Source organism: Amycolatopsis thermalba (assembly GCF_023376025.1).
Taxonomy (GTDB): domain Bacteria; phylum Actinomycetota; class Actinomycetes; order Mycobacteriales; family Pseudonocardiaceae; genus Amycolatopsis_E; species Amycolatopsis_E thermalba.
In genome coordinates, this window is the sequence record NZ_CP091196.1 from 3,763,779 (window position 1) to 3,779,592 (window position 15,814).

Annotated in this window: 17 protein-coding genes and 2 pseudogenes; 10 read left to right on the forward strand and 9 right to left on the reverse strand. The window is 75.3% G+C overall.

What is annotated here, in order from left to right:
• Positions 1-2 precede the first annotated feature (2 nt).
• Together L1857_RS18135 and L1857_RS18140 are read right to left on the reverse strand one after the other, a co-directional pair.
• On the reverse strand, positions 3-1,529 hold the full coding sequence (locus tag L1857_RS18135) for a hypothetical protein (protein WP_240323118.1): 1,527 nt from the start codon (positions 1,527-1,529) through the stop codon (positions 3-5).
• A gap of 39 nt (positions 1,530-1,568) precedes the next feature.
• On the reverse strand, positions 1,569-2,288 hold the full coding sequence (locus tag L1857_RS18140) for an SDR family NAD(P)-dependent oxidoreductase (protein ID WP_116110148.1): 720 nt from the start codon (positions 2,286-2,288) through the stop codon (positions 1,569-1,571).
• A 54-nt stretch (positions 2,289-2,342) separates the two neighbouring features.
• On the opposite strand from L1857_RS18140, the gene L1857_RS18145 reads away from it, so the two are divergent.
• Entirely contained in the window at positions 2,343-2,879 is a 537-nt protein-coding gene (locus L1857_RS18145) for a MarR family winged helix-turn-helix transcriptional regulator (protein ID WP_094005337.1), read from the forward strand.
• Here L1857_RS18145 and L1857_RS18150 read toward each other — a convergent pair.
• Positions 2,833-4,236: an MFS transporter gene (locus L1857_RS18150; RefSeq protein WP_249465705.1), complete on the reverse strand. Its 1,404-nt coding sequence runs from the start codon at positions 4,234-4,236 to the stop codon at positions 2,833-2,835. The two genes, L1857_RS18145 and L1857_RS18150, sit on opposite strands and share 47 nt — an antisense overlap.
• Positions 4,237-4,336: 100 nt before the next feature.
• On the opposite strand from L1857_RS18150, the gene L1857_RS18155 reads away from it, so the two are divergent.
• Both L1857_RS18155 and L1857_RS18160 read left to right on the forward strand, forming a co-directional pair.
• Positions 4,337-5,005: a TetR/AcrR family transcriptional regulator gene (locus L1857_RS18155; RefSeq protein ID WP_116110145.1), complete on the forward strand. Its 669-nt coding sequence runs from the start codon at positions 4,337-4,339 to the stop codon at positions 5,003-5,005.
• A 339-nt stretch (positions 5,006-5,344) separates the two neighbouring features.
• A complete protein-coding gene (locus L1857_RS18160; RefSeq protein WP_249467445.1) occupies positions 5,345-6,799 on the forward strand; it encodes a DEAD/DEAH box helicase in 1,455 nt (484 codons plus the stop codon).
• 127 nt (positions 6,800-6,926) lie between these two features.
• Here L1857_RS18160 and L1857_RS18165 read toward each other — a convergent pair.
• The 3 genes and pseudogenes from L1857_RS18165 to L1857_RS18175 all read right to left on the reverse strand — a co-directional run.
• Positions 6,927-7,391: pseudogene (locus L1857_RS18165) on the reverse strand (gamma carbonic anhydrase family protein); the annotation flags it as partial.
• 30 nt (positions 7,392-7,421) lie between these two features.
• Positions 7,422-7,580 (reverse strand): hypothetical protein, encoded by a 159-nt coding sequence (locus L1857_RS18170; RefSeq protein WP_233157247.1) that lies wholly within the window; start codon positions 7,578-7,580, stop codon positions 7,422-7,424.
• A gap of 2 nt (positions 7,581-7,582) precedes the next feature.
• Entirely contained in the window at positions 7,583-7,741 is a 159-nt protein-coding gene (locus L1857_RS18175) for a CoA transferase (RefSeq protein WP_240323117.1), read from the reverse strand.
• Between the two features lie 149 nt (positions 7,742-7,890).
• On the opposite strand from L1857_RS18175, the gene L1857_RS18180 reads away from it, so the two are divergent.
• From L1857_RS18180 to L1857_RS18195, 4 genes are read left to right on the forward strand one after another with little or no spacing between them, the layout of a single operon-like run.
• Positions 7,891-8,862 carry a thiamine pyrophosphate-dependent enzyme gene (locus L1857_RS18180; RefSeq protein WP_233157249.1) on the forward strand — a complete coding sequence of 324 codons (972 nt, stop codon included), beginning with the start codon at positions 7,891-7,893 and terminating at the stop codon, positions 8,860-8,862.
• On the forward strand, positions 8,855-9,844 hold the full coding sequence (locus L1857_RS18185; protein ID WP_094005341.1) for an alpha-ketoacid dehydrogenase subunit beta: 990 nt from the start codon (positions 8,855-8,857) through the stop codon (positions 9,842-9,844). Before L1857_RS18180 ends, L1857_RS18185 begins: the two co-directional genes overlap by 8 nt.
• The gene (locus tag L1857_RS18190; RefSeq protein WP_094005342.1) at positions 9,837-10,154 is read left to right on the forward strand and encodes a biotin/lipoyl-containing protein; all 318 of its coding nucleotides are present in this window, start codon (positions 9,837-9,839) and stop codon (positions 10,152-10,154) included. Before L1857_RS18185 ends, L1857_RS18190 begins: the two co-directional genes overlap by 8 nt.
• Positions 10,155-10,157: 3 nt before the next feature.
• The gene (locus L1857_RS18195; protein ID WP_094005343.1) at positions 10,158-10,820 is read left to right on the forward strand and encodes an alpha/beta fold hydrolase; all 663 of its coding nucleotides are present in this window, start codon (positions 10,158-10,160) and stop codon (positions 10,818-10,820) included.
• 16 nt (positions 10,821-10,836) lie between these two features.
• Here the strand turns inward: L1857_RS18195 and L1857_RS18200 are convergent.
• From L1857_RS18200 to L1857_RS18210, 3 genes and pseudogenes are all read right to left on the reverse strand, one after another.
• A pseudogene (locus tag L1857_RS18200) lies at positions 10,837-11,367 on the reverse strand (hypothetical protein); the annotation flags it as partial.
• A 544-nt stretch (positions 11,368-11,911) separates the two neighbouring features.
• Entirely contained in the window at positions 11,912-12,574 is a 663-nt protein-coding gene (locus L1857_RS18205; RefSeq protein WP_116110142.1) for a response regulator, read from the reverse strand.
• Complete coding sequence (locus L1857_RS18210) at positions 12,571-13,674, reverse strand: sensor histidine kinase (protein WP_094005345.1); 1,104 nt, start codon at positions 13,672-13,674, stop codon at positions 12,571-12,573. The genes L1857_RS18205 and L1857_RS18210 overlap by 4 nt, the downstream gene beginning before the upstream one ends.
• Positions 13,675-13,868: 194 nt before the next feature.
• Between L1857_RS18210 and L1857_RS18215 the strand changes: the two genes are divergently transcribed.
• From L1857_RS18215 to L1857_RS18225, 3 genes are read left to right on the forward strand one after another with little or no spacing between them, the layout of a single operon-like run.
• Positions 13,869-14,186 (forward strand): DUF6223 family protein, encoded by a 318-nt coding sequence (locus L1857_RS18215; RefSeq protein ID WP_094005346.1) that lies wholly within the window; start codon positions 13,869-13,871, stop codon positions 14,184-14,186.
• A gap of 41 nt (positions 14,187-14,227) precedes the next feature.
• Complete coding sequence (locus L1857_RS18220; protein ID WP_094005347.1) at positions 14,228-14,884, forward strand: maleylpyruvate isomerase N-terminal domain-containing protein; 657 nt, start codon at positions 14,228-14,230, stop codon at positions 14,882-14,884.
• Complete coding sequence (locus L1857_RS18225; RefSeq protein WP_094005348.1) at positions 14,881-15,807, forward strand: LLM class flavin-dependent oxidoreductase; 927 nt, start codon at positions 14,881-14,883, stop codon at positions 15,805-15,807. The genes L1857_RS18220 and L1857_RS18225 overlap by 4 nt, the downstream gene beginning before the upstream one ends.
• The last annotated feature ends 7 nt before the right edge of the window (positions 15,808-15,814 follow it).

The window sequence follows — 15,814 nt, forward strand, 5'->3', positions numbered from 1 at the left end:
GATCAGAGGAACAGGCGCAGCACTCGGGCGTGGGCGGTGCCGAGCAGCGGTTCCGCGCGGTTGAGGAGGTCGCGCAGCTCGGCGGCCTGCGTGGTGGTCGGCGTGGTGTAGGTGGTCGCGGACCCGTAGGCGAACCAGTTCCGCAGATCGCCGGCGGCGATGTCCCGGAGCGGCTCGTCCGGGTCCAGCACGAGACGCAGGTCGAGCGCGAGGCGGGTCCAGGTGTCGCGGGCGGAGAGCAGCTGGAACGCGATCCGCCTGCGGTGCGCGGGCTGGCCGGGGGCGAGCATGCCGTGCAGCACGGTTTCGTCGATCAGGGCGGCGGTTTCGCGCAGCGCGAGCATCACCTGCCGGGCGACGCGCGGGGACGGATCGGCGAGCAACGGCACGGCCCGCGCGAGGGGAATCGCGCGCAGGCGACGCAGCGCGCGGACAGTCTCGGCCCGGACGCCGGCCCGCCCGTCGGCGAGGAACGGCAGGAGCAGCACCGCATCGGCGCCGTCGCCGGTCTCCCCGAGGCCGGCGACCAAGCCGGCGGACACGGGATCCGCCGCGGCGGCCGGGCCAGGCCGGTGGGATGCGGGAGTCCCGGCAGCCCCGGGGGCCACGCCCGCGGCGCGCGGGTGTGTGGCGCGGCGGCCGGGCCCGGCTGAGCCGGAGCCATTCGCGCGAGTTCCCGGCGCTGGGCCTGGTGCGGAGTGGTGGGGCGCGGGAGTCCCGGCAGCGATGGCGGCTGCGTGCACCTGTGCGGCGGTGCCGTTCACCGCGGTCAGCAGGGATCGGTAGTGCCGCGCGGGGTCTTCGCCCGCGCGGCGGAGCGTCAGGTGCGCGTGTGCGCGCACCAGCGAGGCTGGATCGGCCAGTGCCGGCACCGCGCCGGCGCGGTCGCGGATCGCCAGGGCGCGCAGGGCCGCCGTGCCGCTGGTGCGCAGCAGGTGCAGCACCTCGGGGTCCGGGCTGCCGGCCAGGGCGCGAGCACACCCCAGCCGGATCTTCAGATCCCCGTCCCGGAGCCCGGCCCTCAGCTCGCCGGCGCTCGCGTATCCCGACTCATACACCGTCCGGCGGGTGAGCACATCCGAAGCGGCGAGTGCGGCCGAGCGGACCTCGGGCAGGCGCAGCATCCCCTCCAGCGTCGCGGCCAGCCACTCGCCCTCGGCGCGGCGCCGCACGCGGCACGCCAGCGGGAACAGGTCCACCACGGTCATCGGGTCGCGGAAGAGGTGACGCAGGCACTCCCGCCGGGCACGCTCGCGCACCTGCGGCACCCAGTCCGCCGCGCGGATCGCCAGCACCGGCAGCGCGATCCGCTGGTCGAGCTGGGGCAGGGCGGCTTCGCGGAGGTGGCCGTCGCGTCCCAGCGCCCGCAACACGACACTGCGGTGCCAGCCCGCCGGGACCGAGCGTCGCGCGCTCGCGTCGACGGCGAGCCACAACCGCGGGTCCGCCCCCGCCATCACCGCCACCTCGGCATCGGCGTCCCGCGCGGCACACAGTGCCTCGACGCGCTCCCGGGCCTCGTCCCACACCCGGTGATCGTCCCGCCGCCCGGCCCGTTCGCCAACCGGTTATCGCGTCGTGTGGGCGCCGCCGTTGACGTGGATCGTCTGGCCGGTGATGTGGCGCGCGCCCGCCGACGCCAGGAAATACGCCGTCTCCGCGACGTCGTCCGGGTGGCCCGGACGGCCGTTGTGCGTCGCGGCGATCAACGCCCGCCGGCGCTCCTCGCTGAGCTTTCCCTGGAAGAACCCGGTTTCCGCGATGTACCCGGGCGCGATCAGGTTCGCCGTCACGCCCTTCGGCCCGACCTCCGACGACAGGCCGGCCGTCCACGCCGCCAGCGCCGCTTTCGCCGCCCCGTAGGACGACGCGGCGTACTCGGCGCCGATCGACCCGACGTTGATGATCGAGCCACCCGGCCGCAGCCGCTCCCGCACGGCCGTCGTGGTGAGCACCGCGCTGAGCAGGTTGGCGTCCAGGTTCGCCCGCCACGCGCGCAGCACCTCCCCGAGCCCGTCCCCGGCGGGCGCGGTGAGATCGGTGTTCCCGCCCGCCATGTTGACCACCACGTCCAGCTCCGGCCCCAGCTCGTCCGCCATCCGCGCCACCTGCTCCGGATCCGTCGCGTCGCAGGTGATCGCCCGCGCGCCGATCCCGGCGGCGGTCCGGGCCAGCCGCTCGCCGTTGCGGCCGGTGATCACCACGGCGTCCCCGCCCGCGCGGAACCGGGCGGCCACGGCCCGTCCGATGCCGTTCCCGCCACCGGTGACCAGCACGATCCGGCTCACTGAGCACTCCTCTCTGCTATGTTTAGCTCTAAACGTAGCGGAGGGAGGCAGGCCGTGTCGAACGACTTCGGCGCCGAGGGCTACCCGATGGGCTCGATCCTCAGGTGGCCCGCGCACGACATCGCCGAGTCGTGGCGGCGCGAACTCCCCGGTGTGCGCACGGAGTCCATCGAGATCATCACCCCGGTGTGGCGGATCGCGAAGATCCTCGCCGACGACCGGCGCCGCACCCTGGCCGAGCTCGGCGTCGATCCGTCCACCCTGGACCTGCTGAGCGTGATCCGCCGGTCCGGCCCGCCGTACGAGCTGACCACGCGGGAGATCACCCGGCGCACGCTGGTCACCCCCGGCGCGGTCTCCCAGCGCGTGGCCCGCGCCGAGCAGGCCGGGCTCGTCGAACGCGCGCCCTCGGCCGCGTCACGACGCGCGGTCGCCGTCCGGCTCACCGACGCCGGTCACCGTCTGATCGAAACCACCGTCCGCCGCCTGCTGGAACACGAGGCGGACCTGATCGGCGGGCTGGCCCCGGACGAGCGCGCGGCCCTCACCGGCCTGCTCGCCCGGCTGGAGCAGACCCTGGAACCACCGTGAGGGCGAGGGCCACGGCGGCGGCGAAGAGCACGGCGCCGAGCGTCAACCCGAACGCGTACCCCGCCACGGGCGAAGCGCCGTACCCGTGCGCGGCCGTGCCGAGGGCGGCGAGCCCGAGCGACGCGCCGATCTGCCGGGACGCGGCGAGCAGACCGGACGCCGCGCCCGAGTCCTCCGGCGCCGCACCCGCGGTGGCCACGGACACCACCGGCCCGAGGCACAGTCCGAACCCGGCACTGGTCACCATCGACGGCCCCAGGACGTCGGCCAGGAACGACCCGTCCGCGCTGAGGAAACCGAACCAGGCGAACCCCGCCGCGGCCAGCAGCCCGCCGCCGGCCATCAGCGTGCGGGCCGCGATCCGGTACCCGAGCTTGACGGCGAGCACGGACCCGGCGACCACCCCGAGCGCGAAGGGCAGGAACTGCAGCCCGGCCAGCGCCGGCCCGGTCCCCAGCACCCGCTGCAGGTACAGGGACACGAAGTAGAAGGCGGACGCCATCGCCGCGCCGAGGAGCAGGTTGTACAGGTTGGCACCGGCGACCGCGCGGTTGGCCAGCAAACCCAGGCGCACCACGGGGTCCCGGGTCGTCGTCCGTTCGATGTGGACGAACGCGGCCAGCAGTGCGACGGCGACCGCCAGGGTGATCAGCGTGACCGGCGAGGCCCAGCCGTACTGCTCGGTGCGCACGACGCCGAACACGAGCGTGGTCATGCCCGCCGTGACCAGGACGGCGCCCAGCACGTCCGGACGGCTGCCGCGTACCGGCGGCGGCTCGGTGGCGACCCCGCGCCGCGCCAGCACCAGCGCGACGGCGGCCATCGGCGCGCTGACGAGCATCACCCACCGCCACCCGGCGTACTCGGTGAGCACCCCGCCGATCAGCACGCCCAGGGCCCCACCGGCGGCGTTCGTCGCGCTCCACACGCCGAACGCGCGGACCCGCTCGCGGCCCCCGGGGAAGGTCGCGGTCAGCAGCGCCAGCGCGGCCGGGGCCGCCGCGGCGGCCCCGATGCCCTGCGCGGCGCGCGCCGCGACCAGCTGGCCGGGGTCCGCGGCGAAACCCCCGGCCAGGGACGCGATCCCGAACACGGCCAGCCCGACCAGCAGGACCCGCTTGCGGCCGTAGCGGTCGGCGAGTTTGCCGCCGAGCAGGAGCAGCCCGCCGAAGGTGAGCGCGTAGGCGTGGATCACCCAGGTCAGGCCCACCGGGCCGAACCCGAGCGCGGCCGCGATCGCCGGCAGCCCGACGTTCACCACCGACAGGTCCAGCGACACCGTGAACTGCACGACGGCCACCGCCGCGAGGGTGAGCCCCGCCCGGACCGCCGGTCCCGGGAACTCCGTCTTCGTCATCGCACCCCAGTCCTCTCGTGCTGGTTTCGGAACACGTTCCGAAACTAGCACCGGAGGGCGCCGGCTGTCGACGAGGGGAGCGGGCAGCATGATGGGACCCATGCCCCGACCCGATGCAGCGCGCGCCCGGACCGGGCGGCCACCGGTGACCTCCCGGGCGGAGATCCTGGCGGCCGCGCGGCAGCTCATCGACCGCGACGGCTGGGAGAAGCTGAGCGTCCGCCGGCTCGCGGCGGAGCTGGGGATCGGGCCGACGACGCTGTACCACCACGTGCGGGACAAGGCGGATCTGCTGGTGCAGCTGCTCAACGCCTACACCGGGCAGCTGGAACGCCCCCGGCTGCCCAGCGATCCGCGGGAGCGGATCGTCGTGGCGGCCACGGTGATGCACGACGCGCTGGCAGCGTGGCCGTGGGCCGCGGAGGTCGTCACGGTGGACGGGTTCGTCGGCCTGCTCGACGAACCGGCCCTGTGGATGGTGGAGGCCATCGTGGGCGGCGCCGTGGACAGCGGATGCAGCCCGGAGCAGGCGGTCGGGGTGTTCCGCGGCATCTGGTACTACACCGCCGGTGAGATCCTCGTCCGCGCGCGGTCCGGCCGGCGCCCCGCGGACGAGCGGCCCTACCGCGACGCCGAGTTCCGGTTCGACCCGGAGAAGATGCCGCACCTGGCGGCGATCGGCGACCAGTGGCCGGAGCTGGCGGCGCGCGACACCTACGCCGACGGGCTGCGCGCCTTGGTGGACGGGCTGCTCGCCCAGCGGGGCTGACGGGTGACCGGCCGATACGCTGAACCGGTCCGTGCCGCGGCACGGACCGGTTCAGCGTGACCACGACCTGCTTCCGGCCCGCCCGCTCGCGCGGCACCACGTCGTAGCGGAGGGTGGTTCCGTCGCCGGAAACGCCGTCGGGTGACCGTGGCGGGAGTGAATCCCGTTCGGTCGAGCCCCGCCGCCGCGGTTCATGGTCTACACTGGTGATCGCGGCCCGCACAGTTCTGCCTCGGGCCGCGTTCTGATGTCGACCACCACGCGCCGCGACCGCCGACGGTCTGCGCCGGGCAGGACGACCCCCCGACGTTCGGAGATCTTCCCTTGACCTCATCCCCCGTGCCCTCCTTCGCCGCGCTCGGCGTGCCTTCGGTGCTCGTCGCCGCGCTGGCCGAGCGGGGCATCGAGGCGCCGTTCCCGATCCAGGCCGCCACGCTGCCGCATTCGCTGGCCGGCCGGGACGTGCTCGGCCGGGGCCGCACCGGCTCCGGCAAGACGTACGCGTTCGCGCTCCCGGTCCTGGCCCGGCTCGCCGCGAGCGGCACCCCGCGCCGTCCCGGACGGCCCCGCGCGCTGATCCTCGCGCCGACCCGCGAGCTGGCCTCCCAGATCGACGCGGCGCTGGCGCCGCTGGCCAAGGCCCTGTCGCTGCGCACCATGACGGTGTTCGGCGGGGTCGGCGCGGGGCCGCAGATCGCCGGCCTGCGGGCCGGGGTGGACATCCTGGTCGCCTGCCCCGGCCGGCTCGCCGACCACCTCGCGAGCGGGCACGCGCACCTCGACGCCGTCGAGGTCACCGTCCTCGACGAGGCCGACCACATGGCCGACCTCGGGTTCCTGCCGCAGGTGAAGCGGCTGCTGGACCGCACGCCGCGGCAGGGGCAGCGGCTGCTGTTCTCGGCCACCTTGGACGCCGGTGTGGACGTGCTCGTCAAGCGTTTCCTCACCGACCCGGTCACGCACAGCGTCGACTCGGCCCGCTCGCCGGTGGCGACGATGGAGCACCACGTGCTGCACGTCCAGCCGGACGCGCGCCTGGACGTGCTGGTGGACCTCGCCGCCGCGCCCGGCCGGACCGTGGTGTTCACCCGGACCAAGCACCGGGCGAAGGCGCTGACCCGCAAGCTCGTGGCGGCCGGCGTCCCGGCGGTGGAGCTGCACGGCAACCTCGGCCAGACGGCGCGGACCCGCAACCTGTCGGCGTTCTCCGACGGCAGCGCGACCACGCTGGTGGCCACCGACATCGCCGCCCGCGGCATCCACGTCGACGACGTGGCCCGCGTGATCCACGCCGACCCGCCGGTCGAGCACAAGGCGTACCTGCACCGGTCCGGGCGCACCGCCCGCGCCGGTGCCGAGGGCACGGTGATCACGCTGATGACCGACGACCAGGTCGCCGACGTCCGCGACCTGACCCGCAAGGCCGGGATCACCCCGGTCACCACCCGGCTGGCGCTCGGGCACCCGCTGCTGGCCGAGCTCGCGCCGGGGGAGCGGGTGTTCACCGCGCCCGCGGCCGGCGGCGCGGTGCGGACCCGGGACGGCTCGCCGTCCCGCGCCGGCTCCCGGCGCGGGGAACCGCGGCGCGGTGACTCCGGCCGTGGCGCCGCGCGGCAGAAGCCGCGGGGCGAGACGCGGGACAAGCCGGCCGGCGAGGCGCGGCAGAAGCCCGTCGGCGACGGGCGGCAGAAGCCGGGCCGTGGCACGGGCGCGGCGCCCCACCGATCGGGCGGGGCCGCCGCGTTCTCGGCGGGCGCCCGCGGCGGTCGTCGCCGGGGTGCTTCGTCCCGCTGACGCCGCCGGGCGCGGCTCAGTCCCGGGTCGTGCGCGCCAGGTCGCGGTGGTTCGCCGCGAGCCTCGCGGTGGCCGCCGCCGGGGTGCTTCGTCTCGTTGACGCGGCGGGCCGCGGCTCAGTCCCGGTGGCGTGGGTGCGTGCCAGGTCGCGGTAGCTCGCCGCGTTGGCCCGGGTCGCGGCCTGCTCGTCGGCGGTCAGGGGGCGCCGGACCTTCGCCGGCAGGCCCGCGACGCGCGAGCCGGGCGAGACGAGGCTGCCGGCCCCGATCCGGGCCCCGTTGAGCACGACCGCGCCCATGCCGATGAGGCAGTCGTCCTCGACGGTGCAGCCGTGCAGCACCGCGCGGTGCCCGACGCTCACCCCCGCGCCGATGACGGCGGGGAAGCCGGGATCGGCGTGCACGATCGTGCCGTCCTGGATGTTGCTGCCGGCCCCGATGCTGATGGTGTCCAGATCCGCGCGCAGCACGGCGGTGTACCAGACGCCGGCGCCGGCGGCGACGGTGACCGCGCCGGCCAGCACCGCGTTCGGGGCGATCCACGCGGCCGGGTCGACGGACGGCCGCCGGCCGTCCACGGTGAAGTGGTTCATGATGTCCTTTCCGGAATGTCTACTGTGGAGTCACAACGCGGACGGCAGGATCGCCACCGTCCAGGCGAGCAGGGGAGCGCCGGCCACGACGGGCGCGCTGTAGGCGAGCATGCGGCGCTGGAAGAGGCGTTTGCCGGGCACCTGCGCCTGCGCGAGCACGATGATCCCGTTGGTGGAGAACGGGCTCACGTTCACGCCGTAGAGTCCGGCGGCGCCGCCGGCCGCACCGGCGGGCGGTCCGGGTGCCCGGTGACCTGCCGCAGCCCGCCGAACGCCTCGGCGACGCCGCCGAACCCGGCGCGGTCGCGGTAGGGGCCGGTCTGGTCGTAGCCGGAGACGGGCACGATCACCAGTAGCGCTGCGGGTGCCGGGCCGTCGCGGCGGCTCGCTGGACAATCTGCCCAGCGAAACCGGCGAAACGCCGCGCAGATCGTGCACAGTGATCAGCCGCTGGGGCGACACTTGCGCACTCCGGAGGCCGCACCGCACCCTTCCCGCCATGCAGGAAGCTGATCTCCCCGCGCTCCACCGGCTGATGCTGGTGGCACGCCGGCTCGACGACGAAGCCATCGCGTTGCAGCGCCAGGGTGTCCTCCCCGCCTACGCCCCGGCGAAGGGCCAAGAGGCCGCGCAGGTCGGCAGCGCCGCCGCGCTCGACCTCGGCCGTGACTTCGCCTTCCCGTGCTACCGGGAACTCGGCGTCGCGGTGGCGATGGGCGTCGACCTCGCCGGCTACCTGGCCACCCACCTCAACCTCTGGCACGGCGGCCTCTACGACCCGCTGGCCTCCCGCCTGGCGCCGTTCAACGCCGTCGTCGGCGGTCCCGTCACCCACGCGGTCGGCTGGGCGATGGGCGCGAAGCTGGACGACACCGGCGGCGCGGCCATCACCTACTTCGGCGACGGCGCCAGCTCCCAGGGCGACGTGCACGAGGCCATGAACTTCGCCGGCGTCTACCGGCTGCCGGTGATCTTCTTCTGCCAGAACAACGGCTGGGCGATCTCGGTGCCCACCGCGGACCAGGTCGCCGGCGGTTCGGTCGCCGCCCGCGCCGCCGGGTACGGAATCGAGGGCGTGCGCGTCGACGGCAACGACGTGACCGCCGTGTTCGAGGCGACGCGCGCCGCGCTGGACCGCGCCCGCGACGGCGGCGGCCCGACGGTGATCGAGGCGATGACCTACCGGCTGGGCCCGCACTCCACTTCGGACGATCCCGGCCGCTACCGCACCCTGGACGACGAGCGGGCCTGGGCCGGGCGCGACCCGCTCCTCCGGGCGGCGAACCAGCTCACCGCCGAGGAGGTCGCCGCCGCCGAGGAGCACGCCGCCACCGTGGTGAGCCGGGTCCGCGACGACCTGCTCGCGCTCGGCGCGCCCCCGGCCGAGGAGCTGTTCTCGTTCGTCTACCGCGAGCCCACGGCGGCCCTGCTGGAGCAGCAGCGGGCGTGGAAGGAGTCCCTCGATGCCTGAGTTCTCGTTGCAGCAGGCCCTCAACCTCGCCCTGCGCCACGCGTGCGAGGACGACGACCGGGTGCTGATCTTCGGCGAGGACGTCGGCACGCTCGGCGGGGTGTTCCGGGTGACCGACGGCCTGCGCGACAAGTTCGGCGAGCACCGCGTGTTCGACACACCGCTGGCCGAGTCCGCGATCATGGGCATGGCGGTCGGGCTGGCGATGGCCGGGTGGCGGCCGGTGCCGGAGATCCAGTTCGACGGCTTCAGCTATCCGGCGATCGACCAGATCGTCAACCAGGTCGCGCGCATGCACTACCGCAGCCGCGGCGTGCTGAGCATGCCGATCACGCTGCGGCTGCCCAGTTTCGGCGGGATCAAGGCGCCCGAGCACCACGGCGAGAGCCTGGAGGCGCTGTTCGCGCACGTGCCCGGCCTGAAGGTGGTGTCGCCGTCCACCCCGGGCGAGGGGTACCACCTGCTGCGGCAGGCGATCGCCGATCCGGACCCGGTGATCTTCCTGGAACCGAAGTCCCGCTACTGGCACCGCGAGACGTTCGACCCCACGGAGGCCGTCGAGCAGCTGCCCGTCGGCACCAGCCGGATCGTCCGGCCGGGCAGGCACGCCACGCTGGTCGCCTGGGGCGCGATGGTCGCCCGCTGCCTGCAGGCCGCCGAACTGGCCGCCGAGGACGGCGTCGAGCTGGAGGTCCTCGACCTGCGCTGGCTCAAGCCGATCGACGCCGCCGGGCTCGCGGAGTCGGTGGCCCGGACCCGCCGCGCGGTCGTGGTGCACGAGGCGCCGCTGACCGCCGGGCTCGGCGCCGAGGTGTCCGCGCTGATCACCGAACGCTGCTTCGCCGGGCTGCGCGCGCCGGTGCAGCGGGTCACCGGGTTCGACGTGCCCTACCCGTCCGGCGCGCTGGAGGACGAGTACCTGCCCAGCATCGACCGCATCCTGACCGCCGTGCAGACCACCCTGGAGTACCGCCGTGGCTGAAGTGACCTTCCCCCTGCCCGACCTCGGTGAGGGCCTGATCAGCGCCCGCGTGCTGGAGTGGCTGGTCGCCGAGGGCGACTGGGTCGAGCGCAACGCGCCGCTGGTCGAGCTGGAGACCACCAAGTCCGCGGTGGAAATCCCCTCGCCCCAGTCCGGCCGCGTCACCCGCCTGCACGTCGGCGAGGACGAGGAGCTGGCGGTGGGGGAGCCGCTGGTCACCTTCGCCGTGGAGGACGCCGGGATCGTCGGCACCGTCCCGGAGGAGAAGAAGCCGCGGCGGAGGGTCCGCCTGACCCTGCCGGAGGACTGAGCCGTGTTCGCCACCGCCGCCGACGGCACCAAGATCTGGTACGACACCGCCCCCGGGCCGCGTCCGGTGCTGCTGATCCACGGCTTCGCCTCGGACAGCCTCCGCACCTGGGAGCAGACCGGCTGGATCCGCGCCCTGGCCGGGCACGGGCACGGGCACGGGCACGTGACCGTGGATCTGCGCGGGCACGGGCAGAGCGACCGCCCGGCGTCCGGGTATTCGCCGCGAACGCTGGCGCGGGACGTGCTCGCCGTGCTCGACGAGGCCGGACTGTCCACTGTGGATGTGGTCACCTACTCGATGGGCGGTCTGGCCGGGTGGGAGCTGGCGCGGCTCGCTCCGGGCCGCGTCGGGCGGATGGTGCTCGGCGGGATCGGCGGGCGTGCCGCCGACCGCGCGTCGATGGAGCGCGTGGCGGAGCAGCTGTCCGGCGGCGGCCTGGACGCCTGTATCGACGGGATGGCCGGGCACCGGCTCGACGGTGCGCCGCCGGTGCCGGTGCTGTTCGCCGCCGGTGAGCAGGACGAGATCGCCGCGGACGCGCCGGAGTTCGCGGCGTCGCTGGGTGCGCCGTTCGTCTCGCTCGGCCGGCGCACCCACCTCAACGCCGTGTCCAGCCGGAAGTTCAAGGACGCGGCGATCGAGTTCCTCGCCCCGGCAGGATGACCAGCGCGCCGAGGACGAGCACGGCCACGCCGAGCGCGCTGCCGAACTCGCGCGTGGCGCCGGTGCAGGCCGGTCGCGACACCGGCCTGCGCGGGGGCAGCGAACCCGCGATCACGCTGGACAGCGTCGGCAGCGCCAGCGTCACGCCGGTCCCGGTCACGACGAGCCAGACCGCGTACAGCGGACAGGGCGTGGCCATGTCGCTTGTGGACAGCCCGAGCAGGCCGGCGCCGGTGCAGGCGAAGGCGAGGGCGATCACGGCGGTCAGCCCGATGCGCCCCACCAGACGGCCGACGTGCCACGCGCCGTCCTGCCCAGGCACGTGCTTCGCAGACCCGCGGCCCGGAACAACCGCGGGTCGAGCAGCGGGTGCGCGGATGCCGAGCAGCAGCGCCACCGACGCGAGCAGGACGGCGAGGGTGTCGGGCAGCACGGCGGCCACGCCCACCCCGGTGATCGCCCGCCCGGCGAGCAGGCGCGGGATGTCCGGTGCGGCCGCCGAGAGCAGCGCGCCCGCGGCGAACAGCGCCAGGCCGGTCAGCAGGAGATGGCGCCAACGCCGCTCGCGCCGCGGGTGCGGTCGCTGTTGGACGAGGCGGCGGGTGGCGCCGATGCCCACCGGCGCGAGCGCCACGCCGGCCCAGGGCGGCCAGCACCTCGGCGATCACCTCCGGCCACCCGGCGGTGTCGACCGCCGCCTGAGCGGCGCGGCCGTGGAGTTCGGGCTCCAGCACGTCGAGGACGGTCCCCGCTCCCGTTCGGACACTGCGGCTCAGCGGCGCGGCCGGCACCGGCGGGAAGTCCGCCGTTGCCGGAACCGTGCTGGACTCGTACGCCGGCGCGTCGCGAAGCTGGACCGGCCGAAGAAGATCCCGAACACCGGCACGCCGTCCCGGGAGTGCGCGGTGCTGTCCGTACATGCGCAACACGAGACCGAGGGCGGCCGGCACCCGCTCGGCCCGTGCACCCGGCGCGACGGGCCACCATCCCAGGCGCGGGCGGCCAGGTCGTCCAGCGCCCACTCGGCGGCGGCGCGGCGGTCGTCGGGAGGGTGGCTCTGCCCGGAAACCCTCGGCGGTCACCGCCGATGATCACTCACCGGAGCCGCTCGGTGTCACCAGTCCGGACTCGTACGCGAAGACCACCAGCTGGGCGCGGTCGCGGGCGTGCAGTTTCGTCATCGCGCGGTTGACGTGCGTCTTCGCGGTGAGGGGGCTGATCACCATCCGCCCGGCGATCTCCTCGGTGGACAGTCCCTGTGCGACCAGCGCCACCGCCTCGCGTTCGCGGTTGGTCAGTTCGCCGAGGCCCGGGCCGGGGTGCGGCGGCCGGCTGACGTACCGGTCGATCAGCTTGCGCGTGATCGACGGGGACAGCAGCGCGTCGCCGCGGGCGGCGACCCGCACGGCGTGCAGGAAGTCCTCCGGTTCGATGTCCTTGACCAGGAACCCGGCCGCCCCGGCGCGCAGCGCGTCGAACACGTACTCGTCCAGGCCGTAGTTGGTCAGGATCACCACGTGCACCCCCGCCAGGGCCGGGTCCGCGGCGATGCGCCGGGTCGCCTCGATCCCGTCCGCCACCGGCATCTGAATGTCGACGAGCGCGATGTCCGGCACGTGTTCCCGGGCCAGGGCGACCCCGGCCGCGCCGTCGGCGGCCTCGGCGACCACCTCGATGTCGTGCTCGTTGTCCAGGAGCGCGCGGAACCCGCTGCGGATCAGCGGCTGGTCGTCGACCAGCAGGACGCGGATCACGACGCCCGGTCCACGGGAAGCTCGGCCCGGACGCTGAACCCGCCCCCAGCACGCGGCGCGGCGGTGAGACTTCCGCCGAGCGCCATCACGCGCTCGCGCATGCCGAGCAGCCCGACCCCGGGCACCGGCGCGGCGTCCGGGCTTGCGGTGCCGTCGTCGTCGACCCGGATCACCACGGCGCCGGGCCGGTAGCCGATGCGGACCGACGCGGTGGCGGCGCGCGCGTGGCGGGCGACGTTGGTCAGCGACTCCTGGACGATGCGGTAGGCGGTGCGTGCCACGGCGGCGGGCACGTCGTCGTGTTCTCCCTCGATCGTCAGTGTCGTCTCCAGTCCGGTGGATCGCGCGCGCCGCACCAGTTCCGGGACGTCGCCGAGCCCGGGCGGTGGGCTGGTGCCGTCGTCGCGCAGCGCTGACAGGGTGGCGCGCAGCTCGCGGGCCGCTTCCCGCCCGGCGTCCCGGATCGCCAGCAGCGGCTCGGGCACGTCCTCGCCCCGCTTGCCGGCCAGGTGCACGGCGACCTCGGCCTGCACCTTGATCACGGAGATCTGGTGGGTGAGCGAATCGTGCAGCTCCCGCGCGATGTGCAGCCGCTCCTCGTCGGCGCGGCGCCGCGCGGTCTCCTCCCGGGTGCGCTCGGCCTCGTCCGCCCGGCGCTCGGCCTGGCGCACCGCCTCACCCGCCGCGCCCGCGGCGACCAGCCAGGCGAGCTGGAGCACGTCCCGGGACTGGGCGAAGGCCGCGCCGACGGTCAGCTCGTGCGCGATCAGCAACGCGAACGGCAGCGTCGCGAGCATGACCACCGTGGCTGCCACCGCGACGAGACGACGCCCGGCCCGGAACGCGGCGAACACCGCGAACAGGTACGCCAGCGCGGGCACGTCGAGCCCGGTCGCCTGGTAGCCCAGGGCGCTCAGCCCGGCCGCCGCCAGCACGACCACCGGCGCCCGGCGGTGCGCGGCCAGCGCCAAGCCACCGGCGACCAGCAGCGCGTAGCCCACCGGCGCGAGATCCGTGGCGGGGTGCTGCCGGGACAGCGCGGTCACCAGCAGGATCGCCGCCATCCCGGCGCCGATCGCCCGGTCCCCGGCACGGCTCATGCCGGAAACCCTAGCCGGAGCGCCGCGCCGGCGACTCCTGCGCGCGGAGGATCTCGCGACTACCGCGGCCGCGGTAGATCCGCCGGTCCTGCGGCACCGGCGGCAGCGCGGATTGCCTGCCTCCGCCGGACGACGGACGGCGGTGATCCGCGCAGGATGTGCCGGAAAGACCCTTACGGCAGAAGGAGCTCACGATGTTCGGATACACCCTCGCCCAGGCCGCCGACCCCGGCACGCTGACGTCGGGACGGCTCGTCGGTGCGGTGGCCGCGCTGGTGGCCGTGGCCGGAGTGGTCCTCGGTGCGCTCGCGGTCGCCCGGCACCGGCGACGCGGGTCCACCGCCGCCCTGGCCACCGGGGTGGCGGGCATGGCGGGCGGCGGCCTGGTGGTGGCGCTGGCCGAGGGCGGTCCCGGCACCGGTTACGGGATCGTCGGCGGGTTCGCGGCGGTGGCGATCGGGCTGATCGCCGCGGTCCTCGGCGGGCTGGGGCTGGCCCGGTCCCGGGCGTGAAAGCGGTCGCCACCCCCGCCCGCCGCTGTTAGCTTGCGACGGTGGATCTCTTCTCACGCTCGTGGGCGGCGCTGCGGGCCGCGGTCGCCGGGCTCGCCGACGACGACCTCGCCCGGCCGTCCGGGTGCGCCGGCTGGCTGGTCCGGGACCTGGTGTGCCACCTGATCATCGACGCCCAGGACGTGCTGATCACGCTGGCGACCCCGGCGGCGGAGGAACCGACCCGGGACGCGCTGACCTACTGGGAGGTCGGGGACACGCCGCCGACGGGCGAGGACCCGCTGGACGCGCTGACCGTCCGGCTGGCCGCCGCCTACCAGGAGCCGTGGCTGCTGAAGTTCCACCTCGACGACGTCGGCTCCGCCGCGGGGCGCGCGGCGGAGCTGGCCGACCCGGCGGCGCGGGTGCGGACCCGCGAACAGGTCCTCACCGTGGCCGACTACCTGTCCACCTACGTGGTGGAGTGGACGCTGCACCACCTCGACCTGGTGGCGCACCTGCCGTCGGTGCCCGGTCCGCCCGCCGACGGGCTCGCCGCGTCGCGGGCGATGCTGGAGAAGATCGCCGGAGCCGCGTTCCCGGCGTCGTTCTCCGACGCCGACGCGCTGCGCGTCGGCACCGGGCGGCGCGCGCCCACCGAGGCCGAGCAGGCGGCACTGGGCGAGGTGGCCGCGCGGGTGCCGGTGGTGCTCGGATGACGGCCGGGGTGATGCTGCCGCGCGACCTGGCGGCGGCGGAGATCGTGCCGTTCGCGCGGCGGGCCGAGGAGCTCGGGTTCGGCGAGGTGTGGGTCGTGGAGGACCTCGGGTTCCACGGCGGGATCGCGCAGGCGGCGACGGTGCTGGCGGTGACCCGGCGGATCCGCGTCGGGATCGGGATCCTGCCCGCGGGGGCGCGCAACGTGGCGTTCACGGCGATGGAGCTGGCGACGCTGGCGCACCTGCACCCGGGGCGGGTGGTGGCGGGCATCGGGCACGGGGTGCCCGGGTGGATGCGCCAGGTGGGCGCGTGGCCGTCGAGCCCGCTGACGTTGTTCGCCGAGTACGCGCGGGCGCTGACCGGGCTCATGCGCGGGGAGCGGGTCCGCGTCGAGGGCCGGTACGTGCGGCTGGCGGACGCCGGCCTGGAGTCGCCGCCGGAGACGGTTCCGCCGGTGCTCGCCGGGGTGCGCGGCCCGAAGTCGCTCGCCGTGGCCGGGGCCGAGCTGGACGGCGTGATCCTGGCCGAACCGGCGCCCGCCGAGTACATCGCCGCGGCCCGGCGCATCCTGCCCCCGCACGCGCGGGTCGTGGCCTTCGAGCACGCGGTGGTGCACCCCGACGCCGAGACGGCCCGGGCCCAGCTGCGGCCGCTGCTGGCGGAGGTCACGAAGCGGTCGCTGGTGCCGCACGTGGAGCCACTGCCGTTCGTGGCCGAGCTGCGTGAGCTGCGCGCGCGGCACGCGGACGCGGAGTCGTTCGCGGCGGCGTTGCCGGGGGAGTGGGTGGACGCCCTGACACTGGCCGGTCCCGCGGACGCGGTGCGGCAGCGGATCGCCGGGCTGGGTGCGGACTCGGTGGTGATGATCCCGGTGGGCCGCGATCGGCCGGCCGCGCTGGAGGCGCTGGCGACGGCGCTGTGAGAACCGC

Coding starts and splice junctions, on each gene's coding strand:
- L1857_RS18155 (WP_116110145.1), top strand. CDS start 4,337: ATGCCCCGACCCGATGCAGCGCGCGCCCGGACCGGGCGGCCACCGGTG.
- L1857_RS18225 (WP_094005348.1), top strand. CDS start 14,881: ATGACGGCCGGGGTGATGCTGCCGCGCGACCTGGCGGCGGCGGAGATC.
- L1857_RS18150 (WP_249465705.1), bottom strand. CDS start 4,236: ATGACGAAGACGGAGTTCCCGGGACCGGCGGTCCGGGCGGGGCTCACC.
- L1857_RS18185 (WP_094005341.1), top strand. CDS start 8,855: ATGCCTGAGTTCTCGTTGCAGCAGGCCCTCAACCTCGCCCTGCGCCAC.
- L1857_RS18210 (WP_094005345.1), bottom strand. CDS start 13,674: ATGAGCCGTGCCGGGGACCGGGCGATCGGCGCCGGGATGGCGGCGATC.
- L1857_RS18180 (WP_233157249.1), top strand. CDS start 7,891: ATGCAGGAAGCTGATCTCCCCGCGCTCCACCGGCTGATGCTGGTGGCA.
- L1857_RS18215 (WP_094005346.1), top strand. CDS start 13,869: ATGTTCGGATACACCCTCGCCCAGGCCGCCGACCCCGGCACGCTGACG.